The organism is Nocardia flavorosea (assembly GCF_015477805.1).
Classification (GTDB): domain Bacteria; phylum Actinomycetota; class Actinomycetes; order Mycobacteriales; family Mycobacteriaceae; genus Nocardia; species Nocardia flavorosea_A.
The window spans coordinates 141,642-160,921 of record NZ_JADLQL010000006.1 but is presented as its reverse complement, the minus strand read 5'-3'; the positions used below and the strand labels follow the sequence as shown (position 1 = coordinate 160,921).

At 67.4% G+C, this 19,280-nt stretch carries 18 protein-coding genes and 1 pseudogene; 12 read left to right on the top strand and 7 right to left on the bottom strand.

The window, feature by feature from the left end; genetic code table 11:
* Window positions 1-102: 102 nt before the first annotated feature.
* Window positions 103-498 carry a MerR family transcriptional regulator gene (locus tag IU448_RS24690; RefSeq protein ID WP_195058089.1) on the bottom strand — a complete coding sequence of 132 codons (396 nt, stop codon included), beginning with the start codon at window positions 496-498 and terminating at the stop codon, window positions 103-105.
* Between the two features lie 290 nt (window positions 499-788).
* Here IU448_RS24690 and IU448_RS24685 point away from each other — a divergent pair, with 290 nt between their 5' ends.
* The 4 genes from IU448_RS24685 (at window position 789) to IU448_RS24670 (ending at window position 4,488) form a co-directional block, all read left to right on the top strand.
* Window positions 789-1,364, top strand: coding sequence for a TerD family protein (locus IU448_RS24685; protein ID WP_195058088.1), 576 nt, complete (start codon window positions 789-791; stop codon window positions 1,362-1,364).
* Window positions 1,365-1,480: 116 nt separating this feature from the next.
* Window positions 1,481-2,845 (top strand): hemolysin family protein, encoded by a 1,365-nt coding sequence (locus IU448_RS24680; RefSeq protein WP_195058087.1) that lies wholly within the window; start codon window positions 1,481-1,483, stop codon window positions 2,843-2,845.
* Window positions 2,838-3,863: a hemolysin family protein gene (locus IU448_RS24675; RefSeq protein ID WP_195058086.1), complete on the top strand. Its 1,026-nt coding sequence runs from the start codon at window positions 2,838-2,840 to the stop codon at window positions 3,861-3,863. Before IU448_RS24680 ends, IU448_RS24675 begins: the two co-directional genes overlap by 8 nt.
* 151 nt (window positions 3,864-4,014) lie before the next feature.
* Window positions 4,015-4,488 (top strand): RDD family protein, encoded by a 474-nt coding sequence (locus IU448_RS24670; protein ID WP_195058085.1) that lies wholly within the window; start codon window positions 4,015-4,017, stop codon window positions 4,486-4,488.
* 70 nt (window positions 4,489-4,558) lie between these two features.
* On the opposite strand, the gene IU448_RS24665 is transcribed toward IU448_RS24670, so the two are convergent.
* Window positions 4,559-5,770, bottom strand: coding sequence for a cation:proton antiporter (locus IU448_RS24665; protein WP_195058084.1), 1,212 nt, complete (start codon window positions 5,768-5,770; stop codon window positions 4,559-4,561).
* A gap of 85 nt (window positions 5,771-5,855) precedes the next feature.
* A complete protein-coding gene (locus tag IU448_RS24660; RefSeq protein ID WP_228814198.1) occupies window positions 5,856-6,305 on the bottom strand; it encodes a DUF7144 family membrane protein in 450 nt (149 codons plus the stop codon).
* Between the two features lie 267 nt (window positions 6,306-6,572).
* On the opposite strand from IU448_RS24660, the gene IU448_RS24655 reads away from it, so the two are divergent.
* Window positions 6,573-6,992, top strand: coding sequence for a YciI family protein (locus IU448_RS24655; protein WP_195058083.1), 420 nt, complete (start codon window positions 6,573-6,575; stop codon window positions 6,990-6,992).
* A 3-nt stretch (window positions 6,993-6,995) separates the two neighbouring features.
* A complete protein-coding gene (locus IU448_RS24650; RefSeq protein ID WP_195058082.1) occupies window positions 6,996-8,285 on the top strand; it encodes an RNA polymerase sigma factor in 1,290 nt (429 codons plus the stop codon).
* A gap of 91 nt (window positions 8,286-8,376) precedes the next feature.
* On the opposite strand, the gene IU448_RS24645 is transcribed toward IU448_RS24650, so the two are convergent.
* Window positions 8,377-10,545, bottom strand: a complete 2,169-nt coding sequence (locus IU448_RS24645; RefSeq protein WP_195058081.1) for an elongation factor G-like protein EF-G2 — start codon at window positions 10,543-10,545, stop codon at window positions 8,377-8,379.
* A gap of 264 nt (window positions 10,546-10,809) precedes the next feature.
* Here IU448_RS24645 and IU448_RS24640 point away from each other — a divergent pair, with 264 nt between their 5' ends.
* Window positions 10,810-11,268, top strand: a complete 459-nt coding sequence (locus tag IU448_RS24640; RefSeq protein WP_195058080.1) for an MmpS family transport accessory protein — start codon at window positions 10,810-10,812, stop codon at window positions 11,266-11,268.
* 121 nt (window positions 11,269-11,389) lie between these two features.
* The gene (locus IU448_RS24635; RefSeq protein ID WP_416383046.1) at window positions 11,390-11,962 is read left to right on the top strand and encodes a DNA alkylation repair protein; all 573 of its coding nucleotides are present in this window, start codon (window positions 11,390-11,392) and stop codon (window positions 11,960-11,962) included.
* 361 nt (window positions 11,963-12,323) lie between these two features.
* Here IU448_RS24635 and IU448_RS24630 read toward each other — a convergent pair whose 3' ends face one another.
* Together IU448_RS24630 and IU448_RS24625 are read right to left on the bottom strand one after the other, a co-directional pair.
* Window positions 12,324-13,463 carry a nuclease-related domain-containing protein gene (locus tag IU448_RS24630; RefSeq protein ID WP_195058078.1) on the bottom strand — a complete coding sequence of 380 codons (1,140 nt, stop codon included), beginning with the start codon at window positions 13,461-13,463 and terminating at the stop codon, window positions 12,324-12,326.
* A 278-nt stretch (window positions 13,464-13,741) separates the two neighbouring features.
* Window positions 13,742-14,452: a TetR/AcrR family transcriptional regulator gene (locus IU448_RS24625; protein WP_195058077.1), complete on the bottom strand. Its 711-nt coding sequence runs from the start codon at window positions 14,450-14,452 to the stop codon at window positions 13,742-13,744.
* Between the two features lie 48 nt (window positions 14,453-14,500).
* Between IU448_RS24625 and IU448_RS24620 the strand changes: the two genes are divergently transcribed.
* The 3 genes and pseudogenes from IU448_RS24620 to IU448_RS24610 all read left to right on the top strand — a co-directional run bounded on the left by IU448_RS24620 (window position 14,501) and on the right by IU448_RS24610 (window position 18,043).
* A complete protein-coding gene (locus IU448_RS24620) occupies window positions 14,501-15,193 on the top strand; it encodes an O-methyltransferase (RefSeq protein WP_195058076.1) in 693 nt (230 codons plus the stop codon).
* 439 nt (window positions 15,194-15,632) lie between these two features.
* Window positions 15,633-17,679, top strand: a pseudogene (locus IU448_RS24615) (TerD family protein).
* 223 nt (window positions 17,680-17,902) lie between these two features.
* Entirely contained in the window at window positions 17,903-18,043 is a 141-nt protein-coding gene (locus IU448_RS24610) for a hypothetical protein (RefSeq protein ID WP_195058075.1), read from the top strand.
* A gap of 100 nt (window positions 18,044-18,143) precedes the next feature.
* Here IU448_RS24610 and IU448_RS24605 read toward each other — a convergent pair whose 3' ends face one another.
* Window positions 18,144-18,581, bottom strand: a complete 438-nt coding sequence (locus IU448_RS24605) for a hypothetical protein (RefSeq protein WP_195058074.1) — start codon at window positions 18,579-18,581, stop codon at window positions 18,144-18,146.
* Window positions 18,582-18,801: 220 nt separating this feature from the next.
* Between IU448_RS24605 and IU448_RS24600 the strand changes: the two genes are divergently transcribed.
* Window positions 18,802-19,263, top strand: a complete 462-nt coding sequence (locus tag IU448_RS24600) for a hypothetical protein (RefSeq protein WP_195058073.1) — start codon at window positions 18,802-18,804, stop codon at window positions 19,261-19,263.
* Window positions 19,264-19,280: the final 17 nt, after the last annotated feature.

Here is a 19,280-nt window from a genome sequence, read left to right as displayed (position 1 = left end):
CCGGAGAGCCGGGCCCGATGCGCGTGCCGCGGTGTGCCGGTGGAGTGCGGGCACCGAGGCCATCGAGGGACAGGCCGTTGTTCCTCGTGCCGGCGTCCCGGTTCACAGGATCGGGATATCGGGTGGTATCTGCAGCGCCACGGTGATCAGGGAGTGGACGCGAGCGCTGATCAGTGTCAGCAGGCCGTGGACCTCGGCGGGAGCGGTTTCGGCGACCGAGTGCAGGAGTTTCAGGTCGTCGTCGAGACGTGCCAAGGCGTCGCCGATATCGCCGGTTCCGGAGGTGAGAGCCTTGGTGATCTCCTCGAGTGAGAGACCCTGGGCTTCGAGTTGCCGGATCAGGTGGACCCGCGCGATATCGGCGTCGTCGTAGAGACGATAGCCGCCGGCGGTGCGTTCGGCCGGGGTCAGCAGGCCCAGACTCGTGTAGTAGTCGATCGTTCGCGGGCTGACCTCGGCGCGTGTGGCGAATTCGCCGATTCTCAGTAGGGACGACATCGGTCACCTCCCTTCCCACAAACCATACAGTGCCGCGTGCTAGTGTGGGTTGTATGTCCACGCGCGGGAATCCGTGACAGCACCGGTACGCGCCGGCCGGGTGTTCGGGCTGCACATGTCCATCCTGTCCGCAGTGCGCGGCTCCCGGGTCGCGGGCGCCGGATCGCGATCACTCGACTCGGTGGCGCGGCCGCCCGGCGGCGGACTGTGGTATCGGTCCAGGGCGTCGCGGGCAGTTCACAGCACAACGCAGGGCATTCGTTGACCGTACGAGATCAGGAGTAGCAGAAATGAGCGTCAGTCTCGCCAAAGGCGGCAATGTCTCGCTGTCCAAGCAAGCACCCAACCTGACCGCGGTTGCGGTCGGCCTGGGCTGGGACGTCCGCTCCACCACCGGTGCGGAATTCGACCTGGACGCCAGTGCCATCGCCACCGGCCCGGAGCGCAAGGTCGTCTCGGACCAGCACTTCGTGTTCTACAACAACCTGCGCTCCCCGGAGGGCAGCATCGAGCACACCGGTGACAACCTCACCGGCGAGGGCGAGGGCGACGACGAGGTGATCAACGTCGACCTGGCGGCCACGCCCGAGACGATCACCAATATCTTCTTCCCCGTCTCCATCCACGACGCGGATACGCGCCAGCAGTCGTTCGGGCAGGTACGCAACGCGTTCATCCGGGTCGTTGACCGCGCCAACGGTACCGAGCTGGCGCGCTACGACCTGACCGAGGACGCTTCGACCGAGACCGCGATGGTTTTCGGTGAGCTCTACCGCAACGGTGCGGAATGGAAGTTCCGCGCGATCGGGCAGGGCTACGCCTCGGGGCTGGCGGGGATCGCCCGCGACTACGGCGTGAACGTCTGACGCCCACCCCCTTTCTTCGAACCGAGAGAGCCGATGAGACGCGCCAAGCGCAAATATCGACAACCCGGGCCGCCCCGTGACGAGCAGCCTCCCGGAGCCCATCCGGAGGTCACGTCGTGGTGACCGTGCTCAATATCGTGCTCGGCGTCGGCGTGGTGCTCGCGATCACCGCGTTGACCGGGTACTTCGTCGCCCAGGAATTCGCCTACATGGCCGTGGACCGCTCACGGCTCAAAGCCCGTGCCACCGATGGTGACAAGGCCGCCGGACGCGCACTGCGGGTCACCCGCCGGACATCGTTCATGCTCTCCGGTGCTCAACTGGGCATCACCGTGACCGGGCTGCTCGTCGGCTACGTCGCCGAACCGCTCATCGGCCGCGGGCTCGGCGAACTACTCGGCGGCGTCGGTATCCCCACCGCCGTCGGAGTCGGCGTCGGTGCTGTTCTGGCCATCGCCTTCTCCACGCTCGTGCAGATGCTGTTCGGGGAGCTGGTTCCCAAGAACCTCGCCATCGCCCGGCCCGAACCGGTGGCACGCCGGCTGGCCGCTTCGACCGCGGTGTATCTGAAAGTTTTCGGATGGCTGATCCGGTTGTTCGACCAGTCGTCGAATCTGCTGCTGAAGGCGTTGCGCATCGAGCCGGTGCACGATGTGGAGCATTCGGCCACCCCGCGCGATCTCGAACATATCGTTGCCGCCTCCCGCGACGCCGGGGAACTCCCGCCCGAGCTATCCACTCTGCTCGACCGCATCCTGGATTTCCCGACCAGCACCGCCGAACACGCGATGATCCCCCGCGCCCGGGTCGATACGGTGCATATCGATGACCTGGTCGCCGAGGTGCTGGCCAGGATGCGCACCGGACACACCCGCTACCCGGTCGTCGGTTCCTCCGTCGACGATCTACAGGGGGTGATCCACCTGCACGATCTGCTCGGAAGCGACTCCGGCGGTACCGTCGGCGCCCGGCTACGACCCGCGGTCCTGGTGCCCGAAACACTGCCGTTGCCCGAAGTCGTGAGGCGGCTCGGCGCGCAGCGGCAGGAAATGGCGCTCGTCGTCGATGAATACGGTGGTTTCGCCGGAATCGTCACGGTCGAGGATATTGCCGAAGAACTCGTAGGCGAGATCGCCGATGAGCACGATCCCGGTACTGCCCGCGATATCGTCGCCGAGGGGGAGGGCTGGCTGTTGGCCGGCGATGTCCATCTCGACGAGGTGGAGCGCCTGCTCGACCTGAGCCTGCCCACCGGCGATCACGAAACCATCGCCGGACTCGTCATCGCCGTTTTCAACGGATTGCCCGAGGTCGGCGACCGGATCGATATCCCGTTGCGCGGTGATGTCGCCGATTTCCTCGATGACCGGCCACCACCGCGGCGGAGTCTGAACGCGCAGGTGCGCAGGATCGACAACCATGTTCCTTCGTCGGTGTTCCTCACCGTGAATACCGAACAGGAGGGCACCGGCGATGAGTAATCCCTGGGTTGTCGTGGCCGTCACCATCGCACTGATCGCCGCCAGCGCTTTCTTCGTCGCCGTGGAGTTCGCGCTCATCGCCGCTCGGCGCCACCGCCTCGAGGACGCCGCCCCCGACAGCCGCGCAGCCCGCGCGGCGCTGAAGAGTTCGGCGGAACTGTCGGTACTGCTGGCCGGCTCCCAGCTCGGTATCACCGTCTGCACACTCGCTCTGGGTGCCACCACCAAACCCGCGGTGCACCACTGGCTCACACCACTGTTCGAGGATTTCGGCGTCCCGCTGTGGGCAGCCGACGTCGCCGGATTCGTTCTCGCGCTCATCGTCGTGACGTTCTTGCACCTCGTGGTCGGCGAGATGGCGCCCAAGTCGTGGGCTATCGCGCACCCGGAGAAATCGGCCACCATCCTGGCCATCCCCATGCGTGCCTTCATGTGGCTGACCCGGCCGCTGTTGACCGCACTCAACCGGGCCGCCAACTGGTGCCTGCGCAAAGTCGGGGTCACCCCCGTCGACGAAGTCGAAACCGGGCAGGATCCGGCCGCGCTACGCCATCTCGTCGAACACTCCGCCACCGCGGGCACGCTGGACGAGCGTTATCACGGCAATCTCACCAGCGCACTGGAACTGGAACAGCTCACGATCGCCGATATCGTGCGCCCCGACACCACACCCAGCGCCGTCACCCCGGACGCCGGACCCGACACCATCCAAACCACGTCACGCACAACGGGACACCTGCGGTTACTGGTCCGCGACGGCCCCCGGATCGAAGGGGTCGTGCACGTCCGCGACAGTCTGCAGGCCGGTGCCACCACCGCGCGGCAGCTGATGCGCCCGGTCCTGTCCCTGACCACCGCCGTTCCGGTCTACGAAGCGCTGCGCATCATGCGGGAGACCCGCAGTCACCTCGCCACCGTAACCGCTTCGGACACCGGCGAATTCGTCGGACTTCTCACCATCACCGATGTCCTGCAACGACTGTTACCCGTTGCTTCCACGGACGCGGCACCACGGTGAGGCGCCCGTGCGAAACAGCCTCCGGCCCGGACGAACTCGGCAACAGTGCAGACGACGGCACCGGGCCTATGAGACCTTTGAAATAGGACGCACAACAGGCGCCGCAACCACCCGTGAACGGGCCGGCTGCCTATCGACAGGAGGATAGAGCATGACTTTCGGTGGACCAGGCGCGCACTTCGGAACGGCCATGGGAGTGACACCCGGCGGCTTGGGTAAACGCGCCGCCGCCCGATTCATCGACTGGATCATCGCGGCGGTGGTCGGCGGGATCCTGTTCTGGTTGCTGAACAAGTCGGCGGGCACACCCGAATGGGTCAACATCCTGCCCGGCGCCGGGTTCGGCTTCCTCTATTTCCTCGGCTTCGAAACGACTACCGGCTCCACTCCCGGCAAGAAGCTTCTCGGCCTGCACGTCAACGGATCCGGTGGTGCTGCGAAACCCAGCATCAAAGAATCGGCGTTCCGCAACGCCTACATGCTGCTCAACCTGGTGCCCTGTATCGGCGGTGTCCTCTGGTTCTTCGCTGCTCTGGCCATCGCCGTCACGGTCGGCTCCAGCCCGGCCAAACAGGGCTGGCACGACAGGTTCGCCGACGGAACACAGGTCGTCGAAGAGTCGTGAGCCGCACCCGTTGCCCATGCGCCGCTGCCACCGCCGGCCTGCGCGGCGCACATGGACTCGCGGCGCCGGGTCATGCCGGGCTCGTGGCACGGCCGCGCACCCAGGTGGCGAGCAGTGGGAACAGCAAGACCGTGGTCGCACCCGCGGCGACCAGAGTGGAGGCCAGGGTCGCGGTCATGAGTTCGGCTCGCACCGCGACCTGGGTGACCGCGACGATGATCGGCAGGCCCGTCGCCGCGTACAACGCCAGCTGGACCCGTTCGTGTGGGTGCTCGAGATTCGCGCCGTGCGCGACGATCCGTTCGCTCAGCCATACGGTCGAACCGCGGGCCACCCCGATCGCCACGACGAACAGCACCCACGCCACGGGCTCGGTGGCGACGGCAGCGGGGTCGATACCCATCCCGGAGACGACGAAGAAAATGGGGATGAGCACGCCGTAGCCGATGGTTTCCAAGGACTCCTGGATCTCCGGATGCGTTTCCGCCATGAGCCGGCGCAGGATGAGACCCGCTGCGAACGCGCCCAGCACCACATCGAGTTCGAAAACCTCGGCCACGGTCATGAGAACGAGCAGCAGCAGGAACACCAGGCGTACCGGGAGCTGGGTGGTTCCGGTGGCGAGGGCCACGATCACCCGTTCGGTACCCGGATGGCGATCCAGTATTCGTTGCGGCACCCACGCCACCACTGCGGCGGCGGCGCCGAACAGGATCAGGACCAGCAACGAAGCAACCAGATTGTGTCCGGTGAGCAGGATCGACATCGCCAGCACCGGCCCCAGTTCGCCCACCGCACCGTGTGCCAGTACTGCACGGCCCAGCGGCTGCTCCAGCACACCGTCCTGTTTCACGATCGGCAGCAGGGTGCCCAGCGCCGTCGAGCTCAGCGCGATGGCGACCGCGATGAGCGCGGTGAACTCGGCATCGGGCGCGGCCGGCCACACCAGCAGCAGCGCCAGCATCAAACCGGCCGCCCAGGTCAGCCAGGCGGTCCGGCCGGGTTTGCCGCCGAGGAGTTTCGGGTCCAGTTCGTAGCCGGCGAGCAGGAAGAGCATGCCCAGCCCGAGTTCGCTGAGCAGGTCGACACCGCCTTCGCTGCCCGCGAGCGCCAGGACGTGCGGCCCCAGCACGACCCCCAGGCCCAGCAACAGCACCACATCCGGAATCAACCCGCGCAGCAGCCGGGACAGCAGTGGTGCCGCCACCGCGGCGGCCGCGATCCAGAACAGCGAGACGATCGCCGACGGCTCCGATCCGACGGACGCCGCCCATATCGTCATTCGATCATGGTCGCATCGGAGCACCCCCACGCCCGGCGCCGACACGATGAATCCTGTTCACTGTTGCGTGCCGGTCCCAGGTACCTCAGATGCGCCCGGTGTCCCAAGTAGCGATCGCCCAGATGATGACGATATCCAGCGCGATGATCAGAATCGACCACAGCGGGTAGTAGGGCAGCCACAGGAAGTTCACCACGATCGACAGCGCGGCCAGGCCGATGGCGGTGACCCGCGCCCAGGTGGCGCCGGTCATCAGCGCGAGCGCGGTGAGAATCAGCAGAATGCCGAAAACGATATGCACCCAGCCCCAGCCGGAGAGGTTGAGTTCGTAGACATACTGGGGGCCGGCGACGAAAACCTCGTCCTCGGCGACTGCGGAAATGCCCTGGAACAGGGTGATGAACCCCGCCGTGAGCAAAAGCGCCGCGGCGGCGATCGATGCGCCCCCGGCCACCGCCTGTTTCACCGGTTGTCCTTCTTCGGGCGCCGCATGTGCCCCGGTTCTGGGGGCCTGCGCTGCGGGCTGGGTGGTCATAACGCTCCCTTCGGTACGGGAGGGGCCAACACCGGACCCTGAGAACTGATCGCCGATGACGCCCTCATACGCCACACTTCGATTCCCTTGTTCTGAAGGGCGATTATGCCACTGGCCTGGACGTTCGAACAGGACCGTGCCGTTTCGGTGCCGAGTCGCGATACTTCGGAAAGAATTTCTCCGGCGGGTTGTCGATCCGCGGGTTCCCCGTTCGACCTATGGGTGAAAGGGTTCGAACGCGACCCTACGACACAAGGGAGACCGACCATGAAATACATGCTGATCATGCGCGCGACCGACGAAGCATTCGCCCAGATGGGCGAGATCGATTTCGACAAGATGCTGGAAACGGTCGGCCGGTTCAACGACGAGCTGATCCGGGCCGGTGTACTGCTCGCCGCGGAAGGTCTCGACGATGCCGCCGACGGGGTGGTCGTCGACTATTCCTCCGCGGATCCGGTGGTCACCGACGGCCCCTACGGCGAGACGAAGGAGCTCTTCAACGGCTTCTACATTCTCAATGTCGCCTCCAAGGAAGAGGCCGTGGAATGGGCCAAGCGGATGCCGATGACCGGGGCCGGCTTCAAAACCGAGATCCGCCGGGTCAGCACCATCGACGAATTTCCGCAGGACAATATCTGGATCCAGAAGGAGCGGGCGTGGCGCGAAGCCACCGGTCAGCTCTGAGCCATGCGGACGGGAGCCGACCACGAGGGCCGGGAGGCGGTTGCGGCGGTCTGGCGGATCGAATCCGCGCGGATCGTCGGCGCCCTCGCGCGCTACACCGGTGATTTCCCCCTCGCCGAAGATCTGGCCCAGGAGGCGCTCGCCGAAGCCTTGGTGACCTGGCCGCGGGAGGGCGTGCCACGTAACCCGGCCGGCTGGCTGCTCACTGTCGGCAAACGGCGCGCCATCGATGGTTTCCGCCGGCGCGCCGCACTCGACGACCGCTATACCGCCCTCGCCCGCGACCTGGGCGAGGGCGGTATAGCCGCGGGTGGTGACGCGTCGTCGTGGGCGGGGGAGCAGCCCTGGGATCCCGACCGGATCGACGACGATGTCCTGGCCCTGATGTTCATCTCCTGCCACCCGGTGCTGTCGCCGGAGGCACGAGTGGCATTGACCCTGCGCGTCGTCGGCGGTCTGACCAGCGACGAGATAGCGCGTGCCTTTCTGGTACCCACAGCAACCGTGCAGGCGCGGATAACCCGTGCGAAGAAAACCCTCGCCGCAGCCCGCGTGCCGTTCGAGGTGCCACCCGCCGCCGAACGACCCGCGCGGCTGGTGTCGGTGCTGCGGGTGGTGTACGTGATCTTCACCGAGGGCTCCACGGCCAGCTCGGGCACCGACCTGATCCGCGTCGACCTCGCCGCCGAAGCGCAACGCCTGGCCCGCGTACTGACCCGGTTGGTCCCGGACGAACCCGAGGCCCAGAGCCTGCTCGCGCTTCTGGAGCTCACCGCCGCGCGTTTTCCCGCCCGCACCGGACCTGACGGCGCACCGGTGCTGCTGGAGCAGCAGGACCGGCGGCGCTGGGACCGCAGCGCCATCGGCCGGGGCCGGGCCGCCCTGGCCCGTGCCGGGAAAGCCGGGCGCGGCCTGGGAACTTACGGCCTACAGGCCGCGATCGCGGAATGCCATGCCGTGGCGCCGTCGGTCGCGGAAACCGATTGGGACCGCATCGTCGTCCTCTACGAGGCACTGGGCCGGCTCGCGCCCTCCCCGGTGGTCGAGGTGAACCGGGCGGTGGCGGTGTCCATGGCCCGCGGTCCGGCCGCTGCCCTGGCGATTATCGACGAACTCGTGGCCGCCGGCGCGCTGCCCAACTCGCATCTGCTGCCGAGAGTGCGCGGTGAACTGCTCATCCGCCTCGCCCGCCCGGCGGAAGCGCGCACCGAGCTGGAACAAGCGGTGGCCCGCTGCGGTAACGAACGCGAACGCGCTGTACTCGAAGACAAGATACGACAACTGGACGCGTAGTCCGGTGGTCGGACGGTCACCCGCCCCGGAGTGCCCGCGCCGCTCCCATTTCGGACGGCCCGGTCACTCGGGTGTCGGCACCGTGCCACGCTCAGCCCGACGGGACCGGAGTTCCCGCACGCACCTTGTCCGCCAGTTGGGCGGGTAAGCGGTCGTGCCGCAGGTACTCCCGGGTGAAGTGCGCCACCCCGTGGGTGAGGGAGCGCAGATCCACCGTGTAGCGAGCGAGTTCGGCTTCGGGGACCTCGGCGCGGATCACCGTCCGCCCGGTCTCGGCCGGTTCGGTGCCCAGGATGCGGGCGCGGCGTACCGACAGATCGCTCAGCGCCGCGCCGAGGTGCTCGTCGGGAACGCGGACAGCGACTTGCGCGATGGGTTCGAGCAGGTCGATCCGGCCCTGGGCGGCCGCATCACGGAGCGCCAGTGCCCCGGCGGTCTGGAATGCCGCATCGGAGGAATCGACCGAATGCGCTTTACCGTCGACCAAGGTGACGCGCACGTCGACCAGCGGGTAGCCGGCGGTCACGCCCCGCGCCGCCTGCGCCCGCACCCCCTTCTCCACCGAACCGATGAACTGTCGCGGTACGGCCCCGCCGACCACCCGGTCCACGAATTCGACCCCGGACCCTTCCGTTGCCGGCTCCACTTCGATATCGCAGACCGCGTACTGTCCGTGCCCGCCGGACTGTTTGACATGCCGACCGCGTCCGGCGACCTTGCCGGCGAACGTCTCCCGCAATGCGACCCGGTACTCCTCGATATCCACCGAGACGCCGAACCGGCTGCGCAACCGCTCCAGCGCGACATCGCGCTGCGCTTCGCCGAGCGACCACACCACCAGCTGGCCGGTGCGCTCGTTGTTCTCGACCCGCAGTGCGGGATCCTCGGCGACCAGCCGGGCCAGGCTCTGCGAAAGTTTGTCCTCGTCGGCTTTGCTGTGCGCGCGAACGGCCGTGGGCAGCAGCGGATCCGGCATCCGCCACGGTTCGATCAGCAAGGGGGCACCGGTGCCCGAGAGGGTGTCGCCGGTTTCGGCGTGCCCGAGTTTGGTCACGTAGGCGATATCCCCGGCGATTGCCTCGTCGAGCGGCCGCTGTTCGCGTCCGAAGGGCGCTGTCACACCGCCGATGCGTTCCTCGGCGTCGTGGTCGGTGACCGGGCCGTGCCCGCAGATATGCACGGTATCGTCGGCGTGCAATGTCCCGGAGAACACACGGACCAGCGATATCCGGCCGACGTAGGGGTCGGAGGAGGTACGGATGACCTCGGCAGCCAGTTCCGCGGCCGGGTCGCAGCGCAACGCGACCGGTTTCGACCCGTTCGTGCGGTGAACGGCAGATACCGGATGCTCACTCGGGGTGGGAAAGCCGGCGGTGACTAGGTCGAGCAGTTCGACCGTGCCCAGCCCCTGCCGGCCTTCGCCCGCCGCCGGGGCTGCGAACAACACCGGATGGAAACTGCCGCGCGCCACCGCGCGTTCGAGATCGGCGACCAGGGTGCTGAGTTCGACGGCTTCTCCGGCGAGGTAGCGGTCCATGAGGGTTTCGTCCTCGCTTTCGGCGATGATGCCCTCGATGAGCCGCTGCCGGGCGTGTTCGACGATCGCCATATCGTCCGGCGAGTCCGGGACCCACCGTCGTTCACCGGTGGAATAGTCGGCCACTCGCTGCTCGAGCAATTCCACCAACCCGGTGGCCGGCCGGTGCCCGTCCGCGGCTGCGGGCCCGTACACGGGGAGGTGCAGCGGGAGCACGTTCTCCGCCGAAGTTCCCCCGAGCAGCGCCTGACAGGTCCGTGTCATCTCGTCGAAATCGGCGCGTGCGGTATCCAGATGGGTGAGTACGATCGCCCGCGGCATCCCGACGCTCGCGCATTCCTCCCACAGCGCCCGCGAAACCCCGCTTACCCCCTCGACCCCGTCGGCCGCCGACACCACGAAAAGCGCGGCGTCGGCCGCCCGCAGCCCGGCCCGCAGCTCACCCACGAAATCCGCGTACCCCGGCGTATCGATGAGGTTCACCTTCACCCCGCCCCAGTGCACCGGCACCACCGACAGTTGCACCGACCGGTGCCGGCGCTGTTCGATCTCGTCGTAATCCGACAGCGAAGTGCCGTCTTCGACCCGCCCCACCCGGTTCACCGCCCCGGACGCCAACGCCAGCGCGTCGACCAGGGTCGTCTTCCCGGCTCCGCTACCCCCGACCAGCACCACATTCCGGATATCCACCGGCCGTGGCGCCCCGCTCGCTCTGTCCACCATGACTCACCGTCCTCGGGAATCGGCACGTGGTTGTCTACGAGCTTCCCACTCGCAGGCGCATAGGTCCACGGTCCAGCCCGAACCGGCGGCCGCCGCGAGCGGTGCGGGTTTCCGTACGAACTGGCCGGGCCGACGGACGCAACGTCCGGTCCGCGCATCGTTACGGGGGTATGAACTGCGTAAATAGCGGTGTAACATCACGGAATGAAAATGTGATCTACCTCCTGATGGCGCCCCGGGCGCGCCCCGAGCCGAGGAGGCACATTGTCCTACCGTTCCGGCGATCAGCCGCAGGATTCCGGTACGCCACCGGCGGAATACCACCCGTCTCCGCGGAAGGCGAGATGGCCGTGGATCACCGCGGGGCTGCTGCTGGTACTTGCCCTGCTCGCCGGTGGCTTCACGTTCGCGGAGAACGACGACGAGAATGCCGTCGACGAGATCACCGTGACCTACGAAGTCCGTGGCACCGGTTCCGACGCCGCGATCACCTACATGGGCCCGGACCAAGGTATGGCGCGGGAAACAGCGGTCTCGCTCCCGTGGCGCAAGGACGTGCCCATCGGCGCCTGGGGCCGGATCGTATCCATGACCGCCGCCAACGGCCCCGACGGTGGTGATATCACCTGCCGAATCCTGGTCGCCGGCCGGGTGATGACCGAACAGACCTCCAGTGGCCCGTACGCGTCGGCGAGTTGTTCGGGGGACGCCGGAGAACAGTAGATCTCGTCCGCTCGGTCGTGGGCGGCCCGGTACGCAGGGGCGTGACCGCACTGTCCGCCGGTCCCGCATACCGCTGCGGTCGTCGTACGCTGAGCCAGCGATGCGCGGAAAGGAGATCGAGGTGGCCCAGGCAACGAAGACTCCGGCAACGGTGGCCGAGGTGATGGCCGAACTGGCTGCGCTCGAGGATCCGAAGATCCGCGCGGTGAACGAGAAACACGGCGACGACCACGGGGTCAACCTCACCAAGCTGCGCGCGCTCGCGAAACAGCTGAAAACCGAGCACGAGCTCGCCGGGGAACTCTGGCACACCGGCAACGGCGCGGCGCGGCTGCTGGCGCTGCTGATCTGCCGCCCGAAGGCGTTCGAGGCTGCCGAGCCGGACCCACTGGTGGCCCGCGCCGGCTGGGCGCTGACCACTCACCGGGTGACGAAGAAATCCGAGGGCCTCGACCTGCCCGGCCTGCTCGACACCATCGAGGCCGAGATGAAAACAGCGCCGGACCGTCTGCAGTGGGCGATGAACCACTGCCTGGCCCAGATCGGAATCGACCACGCCGAGTACCGCGCCCGCGCCATCGATATCGGTGAGCGCTTGGAAGTCCTGAAGGATTACCCGACGCCACCGAACTGCACGTCGCCGTTCGCGCCGATCTGGATCGCCGAAATCGTCCGCCGGCAAGAGGGCCGGTGAACGCAGGCGCGGCCGCGCGGGATCGAGCCCCGGAGCCTTGCCGGTAGGTCGACGGACCGCGGATCACCCGGTGCCGGCCGCCAGGGCACGGGGGTAGTGCAGGGCACCGAGGGAGACCGGCCGGCTGCGCCGGCCGCGCAGGACCGGGCTTGCGATGCGCGATCGAACAGTGCGAGCATCGCGTTGCCGATCAGATTCGTCGTGGTCTCGTGGCCCGCGACCAGGAGCAGAATGCAGAAGTTCACGGTTTCGGTGGTTGTCAGCGCCTCGTCGCCGGTGCCGGTGGCCCAGGACACTGATCAGATCGTCGCCGGGGGGCCCGCCAGCGACGGCGGATCGTGCGTTGAAGGAACCGTAGCGGTCAGCAGTTCGGCTGGAATGGAAAGCAAGCAGTTGGGGGCGAGGGAGATGTCGTCTTCGGCGTAGGCGGCACGCTCGTCTGGTCGGTGACCGCACTGTTCTGCTGCTGACCGGTGGTTCCCCGCGGTTCGGTGCGGCCGTTGCCGAGTTGGGCCACCAGCCAGATTGCGGCGGCCAGGACGCCGATCGCCGCGACGGCCGCCGCGGTGTGCATCCGGTGTCGCCGTCGATCGTCGAAGGCTTCGGGGACCGGGGACGGCAGTGGTTGCGGGGCCGGCGGGAACGGTTCGGGCTCAGCGGCTTCCGGGGCCGAGATATCGCGCTGTGGTGGCGGATCTTCTACACGAGCCGGGGCCGGCTCATCCGTGCGGGACACCGGCGGTGGCAGCGGGGTCCGGGCCCGCGCCGCCGGTGGCCGGGCGGGCGGACCGGGTTTGGGTGGGGTCTCGCGCGGGGATGCGGTGACCAGCGGCTCCGGTTCGGAAGGTGCGGCGGGCGGGTTCAGCGGTGCGGCCGGTTCCGATGGCGCCTCGACGGGGAAACCTGCTGCGGCCAGGCCGGCCACGGTGGTGCTGTCACCGTGTTCGAGGGCCTCGAGCAAGGCGTACGCCTGTTCCGCTGTCCATACGACGGCAGCGCGGTGATGGGCGCGGTGGAACCAGGCGCGCAGCGGATTCTGGGTATTGCACAGCAGGACATCGCAACCCTGCGGCGCCGACTTCTTGTCGAGTCGCAGCGTCGATCCGCGAGGCGGTACCACCACCACGAGCCCCGTGACGAACGCGGGCCCGCCGGCCCGCGCCGCCGCGTTCTTCACCTTGAAAACGCCGTCCCGGACCTGGTCGTAAGGTGTGGTGTCGTTCTGGCGTACGCCGACCGGGTCGCCGTCGAACCCCGGTACCTTCCACCGGCTGTTGGTGGTGCAGTGCAGGACGCCGCTGGTGACTCCCGGGTTCAACCCCTTGATCTCACAGACGACCGTGGTGTACGGGGTGATGATCACCAGATCGACTTCCTGCCCGGAAACGAAACAGTTCGCGATCGCCACCCCGGGAACCCGGTAATCGTCCTGCCATTTCCGCAGCCAGGAGACGACCCGCTTCTCCGCCCCGGATCTGAGCTTGTCGGCGATGACGAGCATCGAGCCCACCCCTCCCTTCGCTGGTGATGCCGCCACCATAGCCGCCGCAGGCCGTTCGTATCGAGATCGCTTGCGGCAGACAGCGTCCTGAGCGACGATTGATGTATCCGACCCGGCGCCCGGAAACGTTATCGGTGGAGGTGAGGCAGGGCAGTACGTCATCGGCGTTGCCGACCGATCGACGAGGAGCCGGCGTCGGGGCCGTCACCTCGCCCGGGGCGAGCTCCAGGACAGCGCCGCGAAAGCTCCGCCGGCTCTGTCCGGAATCTGCCGGTCGTTCATTCGATAGTGGCGATGAGGCGTTCGATCGTATGGGTCACCTCGGCGACCATATGCTCGAAGAGGCGGTCGGCATCGAAACCGGTATTCGCCGACGCACGGTGCAGCAGGGGCAGTTCGAGGTCGTCGTGGTGGTCGAGCCAGACCTGCGACGCGGGATACTGCTCGGCCACCGGAACTCCGGTGTCCGCGCGGTGGTCGACCAGCAGTACGAAGCCGTAGATCCGGATCATCACATCCGCGTGGACGAGCAGGGCATCGTCGAGGCCGAGCCCGACCTCGGTCAGGAACTGCAGGAACGCTTCGGGGGCGGTGAGGCGCTGTGCCGGCACCCGGGTGTCGCCGACCTGCTCGTCCAGCGAAACCAGCAGCGCCCGGGGGTGACGGCGGGCGATGCGCCGATGCAGTCGGCAGAACTCCCGCAGGCTCACCTGCCAGTTTCCGGGGTCGAGTACGGGCTGGGGCCATTGCGACAGCCACAGTTGCACGGCGCGGTCGACAACCTCGGCCCGATCCTGTACGTGGCGGTACAGCGCCCGGACGGTGACGCCGAGATGGGTGGCGAGATCCTGCATCGTCACCGCTCGGAATCCTCGGCGGCCGGCCAGTTCGAGCATGGTCGCGGCGATGGAATCGGCGGTCAGTGTGGCGCGGCCGGAGCGGGTGCGTGGGCTGCGGCGCCGCCGGCCCGGGGGAAGCGGTTCGGACACTGAGACGCGCCCCCCGCGGTGCCGAACCGCGTGACCGAAAGGCTTACGATGATTTCCAGTCCACTGCAGAACCCCGCCCTCGATCGACTCGTCGCCGAGCTGCAGGAGCGCAGTACAGCTCAGGTCGCCGGGATCGGCACCTATTTCGCCGACCGCGCAGATCAAGGCAACCGCGCCGACCTCGGCAAGCTCGATACCGCGGCCACCGCGTTCCTCGCCGATAAGCTCGTAGCCCTCGAACACGACAAGGCGCTGCTGTGTCACCAGCTGTGCCTGGCACTGCGGGCCCGCCGGATCGTGGAGGTCGGGACGTCCTACGGGGTTTCCACGCTCTACCTCGCCCAGGCCGTACGGCTGATCGCCGAAGCCGGCGGTGGTACCGGTGTGGTGATCGGCACCGAGTGCGAACCCGGCAAAATCGCGGCGGCCCAGGACAACTTCCGCAAAGCCGGACTGGCGGACTATATCGATCTGAGAGAAGGGGACGTCCGGAAGACGCTCGTGAACTTGGCGGCGCCCGTCGACCTGGCGTTGATCGATATCTGGCCGGCCGTGGCACGACCTGCACTCGAACTGATCGCACCAAAACTTCGTCCGGGCGGGATCATCCTGATCGACAACACCGAGAACCGTCCCGAAAGCTACCGCGCCACCTTCGAATTCATCGACGACCCGGCCAACGGCCTGCTCACCCAGACCCTGCCTTTCCGCGGTGGTCTAGAACTCGTGGTCAAACGCTGACGCCATCTGCGAGTGACGCTAGCTGCCGAGTATCGACTCGGCCCGCCGCACGGGAACCGTCTCGCCGGACAGAGCCACTCGGCACATCTCCATGCCACCGATCCGGGGCTGGGCACCGATGGTGAATGGATCGTCCGCCCGGCTGGATCGTCGACCGCCTGGACGCGCGCACATGGGAAGGCGACGACCGTCGCGCGGGCGCGTGTCGGCATCCTGCTGTTCGCACTGACGGGACGTATCCGGCCCGCCGGCCCGGTAGTCCGGAAATCGAGGTCGAGGCGGTCCCGATTGTGCACTGTGCGCGGCGATTGCGGGTCGCAGCGGTTCACCCAGGAAGTTTGCGTAACAACAGGTTCGGACACATGCCCGTAACAGATGGTCGCCCGGGCTCGATCTGCGTGTGACATAGCACTGCCCGCGCACGATCGAAGGTGTATCCGTGACCTCTGAGTTGTTGTCCAAGGGCCAGAATCTGGCATTGCCGGCCGATGTACTCCACATCGATGTGGTGCTCGGCTGGGCCGAGCCGGTTGTCGAAGTCGACGTCTCGGCGCTATTGCTGTCGGAGGCGGGCAAAGTGCGTTCGGACGCGGATTTCGTCTTCTACAACCAACCGGAATCATCGGATGGTTCGGTCCGGTTCGTAGGGGCCAGTGCTACCGAAGACGGCGCCCAGGCCCGGATAACGATGGATCTCGCAGCATTGGAACAGGAGGTGCAGACGGTCGCGCTGGCCGGCAGTCTCACCACCGGGACATTCGGTGAGCTGGGCAAAATAACCTTTCGAGTTGTCGATGCCGCCGGCCGGATGCTGGCCGAATACATCACGGCAGACGCCGTAACCGAATCGGCATTCCTGTTCGGCGAAATCTATCGAAGAGGGGCACAGTGGAAGGTCCGCGCCGTCGGGCAGGGCTGGGACTCCGGTCTGGCCGGTCTCGCGACGGATTTCGGTGTCGAGATCGACGATGAGGTATCGACCGAAACTGCTGAACCGGTTGCCGAGCCCGGTGGCATCTGCACCGAACCGGCATCGTCTCCGGGTCGGTCGGTCGCCCCTGAGGGTAGGCCGCGCGCCGAGCCGGATACGTCGGTGCTGTCCGAGCCGAAACCGCCGGCCCGGGGCCGAGGGGTCCGCACGGCAAAACGAGTGGTGCGCAAGGCCAAAGCCATAGAGTTCACGCTGGCAGAGAACGACACCTGGCAACCTGCCCGACTGTTCTCGGTGGTCGGCGTCGGAGCCGGGGAGGAACAGGAACGCAGAGCCACATCGGCGCTGGTGGCTACCATGCAGGCGGTGCGCCCGTTCGCCCGCGCCCTGTGTGCGCGGATGGGAGCCCCGGCGGGTGCCTTCGAAGGATATTTCGAGGTCAAGTACGAGCGGGGCGATGCGAAAGTCATTCCCGACGCGGTACTGCGGGTTGCGCGAGGTACCCGGTTGTGGACGGGGTTGCTCGAGGTGAAGACCGGGACGGGAGCTCTCAAACGAGAACAGCTGGAAGCCTATCTCGATGTTGCGCGGCGGAAGAAGTACGACGCCGTCATCAGCCTCTCCAACGATATTCCGGCCGCCGCAGGCGAACTGCCCGTGGAGGTCGATCGGCGCAAACTCGCCAAGGTCGCGCTTCGGCATCTGTCCTGGGCGGAAGTGGCGCACGAGGCGCGCATGCTGCTCGCCCACGGTGGTGTCGAGGACCCCTTCGAGGTCTGGTTGCTCGGTGAGCTGCTGCGGTATCTCGAGCATCCTCGTTCCGGAGCGCGGGAGTTCGTGGATATGGGACGCCATTGGGTGGCGGTACGCGACGCGGTGACTGCGGGGACCCTGCGCGCCGGCGACAAGAAAGCGCTGGCCGTGGCCGAACGGTGGGCGTCGCTGGCCCGGCACCTTGCCCTGCGGCTGACTGCCGAACTCGGGGTGACGGTGAAGAACATACTTCCGCGGCGGTACTCGTCGGATCCGGCAGCACGCGATGCCGCGTGTGCCGGGCAGTTGGCGGCCGAGGGGGTGTTCGAAGCGGTTCTGCGTATCCCGGACACAGCCGGTGATCTGGAGGTTGTCGCTGATGTGCGTACCAACAAGGTCCGGTGCCGGACGACCATAGGCGCACCCGGTGAGGGGACGTCGGGCCGGCGCCTGGCCTGGTTGCTCAAGCAGTTGTCCGACGCTCCAGGGGCCGCACGGATCGAAGCGGTGTACCGGAGCCGGGCAATGAAGCCTGTGAGCATCTTGATGCGGTGCGTGCGGATCCGAAGCTGCTGACCGTCGGCCGAGCCGGTGAGATCGTATCGTTCTCCCTCGAGCAGAGTTTCCCGATGGGAGCTCGCCGGTCCGGAACGGCTGCCGGCTTCATCACCAGTGTGACCGCGGCGGTAGATGGCTTTTTTACGGGAGCGTGGTGCAGCCATTGCGGGTGTGGTCGCCCGCGGCTCCGAAACAGCAGTCCGAGGCGGCGGTTCCGGTGGTGGAGGAACCTCGCGGCTCCTGATCCCGTCGTGGTGGCCGGCGCCCCGGCGGAAACGCGTTACAGCGGCGGCTCGGCACCGGAGCGGTCTCGGGCCGGATTTCCGAACAGTCGGCCGCCATCGGGCGAGAGTTCCGGGGAATTGCCGAATCCCGCCGGGCCACCATCGAATTCGAGGTCGCCGTCGCGGGCGGGGCAGTGTGGACCGAGGGTCTCGGCGATTGCGGATGTGTTCCTGATGCGGCAGGTGAGCTGTATCGGTGGCGGTACCGCCGAGATGACGCGCAATGTGATCAGCGAACGTGTGCTGGGCATGCCCAGGGAAGCCCGGTCCGACCACACTGTTCCCTTCCGGGAGGTGCCGCGGGACGGCCGGCGCGGTTCGTGACAGACGCCCGAACCGGTGCGATTGCCCGCCGGATCGGGCGGGCACCTGTTCGGGCCGGAGCGCAGCCGGGCGGCACACGGCCGCCCGGCTCCCCGGCCGATCAGACCGTGACGCTGACCTCGCCGGGATTGGTACTCATCGTGACGACCACCGGACCCGGGCCGGTATCGGCCACTGCCCGCTGGAAACCGTGGTCGGTCGGGAACCAGCCACCGGGTGCGGGGACCGATGATACGGTGACCTCCTGGGACCCGGTGGCGCCGGTATGCACATTACGCCAGGTCACGGTCGCTTCCAGCGTGCACGACGGGTCCGGGCGGTCGGCTCGGAACAGCACCGAAATGCCTACGCCGACGACATCGGTCGGTAGCGGAGTGACAGCGACCTGGGTGCGGACCGTGCCGGCGCATCCGGGTGCGACCTCGACTCGGGCGTCCTGGAAATCGGCGGCCGCCTGGGCTCCCGCCGGTGCCGCGACCGGGAGCAGGGCGGTTGCGGTGAGAGCGCCTAGAGCAAACGGTCGCAAGAGCTTTCGCAAGACATTATTCCTCTCGAACAACGGGGTTCCGGGCCGGTTACCCAGGGAGCTGCCAGGGGTAAACCCCTCGCTGGGTAGGTCCCTTGACCGGACACGCCGGCCGCGGGAGGCGGTCGTTCAGTCCACCACGAGGCGGGATTGTCCGGGGGTGTTTCGGCGGTGTGCCGGGAATGTGGCGCAGAGTCTGCATCCGGACCGGGAAATGCATAGGCTCGTCCCCATGGGACTCGACGTGTACGCGGTCCGGCCCAGCCAGAGCCGGGTATCCGATTTGGCGGCCTTCCAGCAGCTCCAGGCGATGCCGCCGGAGGAACGCGGGGAGTTCGGGTGGTTGCATCCGGACGATCTCGAACCGTTCGACGAGCTACCGCGCGATTTCGCGCAAGGTGGCCTGTTCTGGCCGTCCGACGGTGATGCGACCGGGTTCCGCGGGCAGGTCTACGAGAAGTGGGTGTCCGATGAGTTCGGGCTGAGCCTGTACGAATTGTTGGATCCCGACGACGTGCGCGGATTTCTGGAACGGCTGGACGAATGGCTGGGTCGCGCCGAATCGGGGGATGCGCAGACACCGCTGTTCGGCGCCGACAGTGACGACGGGTACGCGCTCACCCGGGTGCGGTCGCTGGCGGCGTACCTGCGGGCGGTGACCGCGCAGGATCTCTGGCTGTTTCCCGACTTCTGACAGGCCGTCGCAGCGAC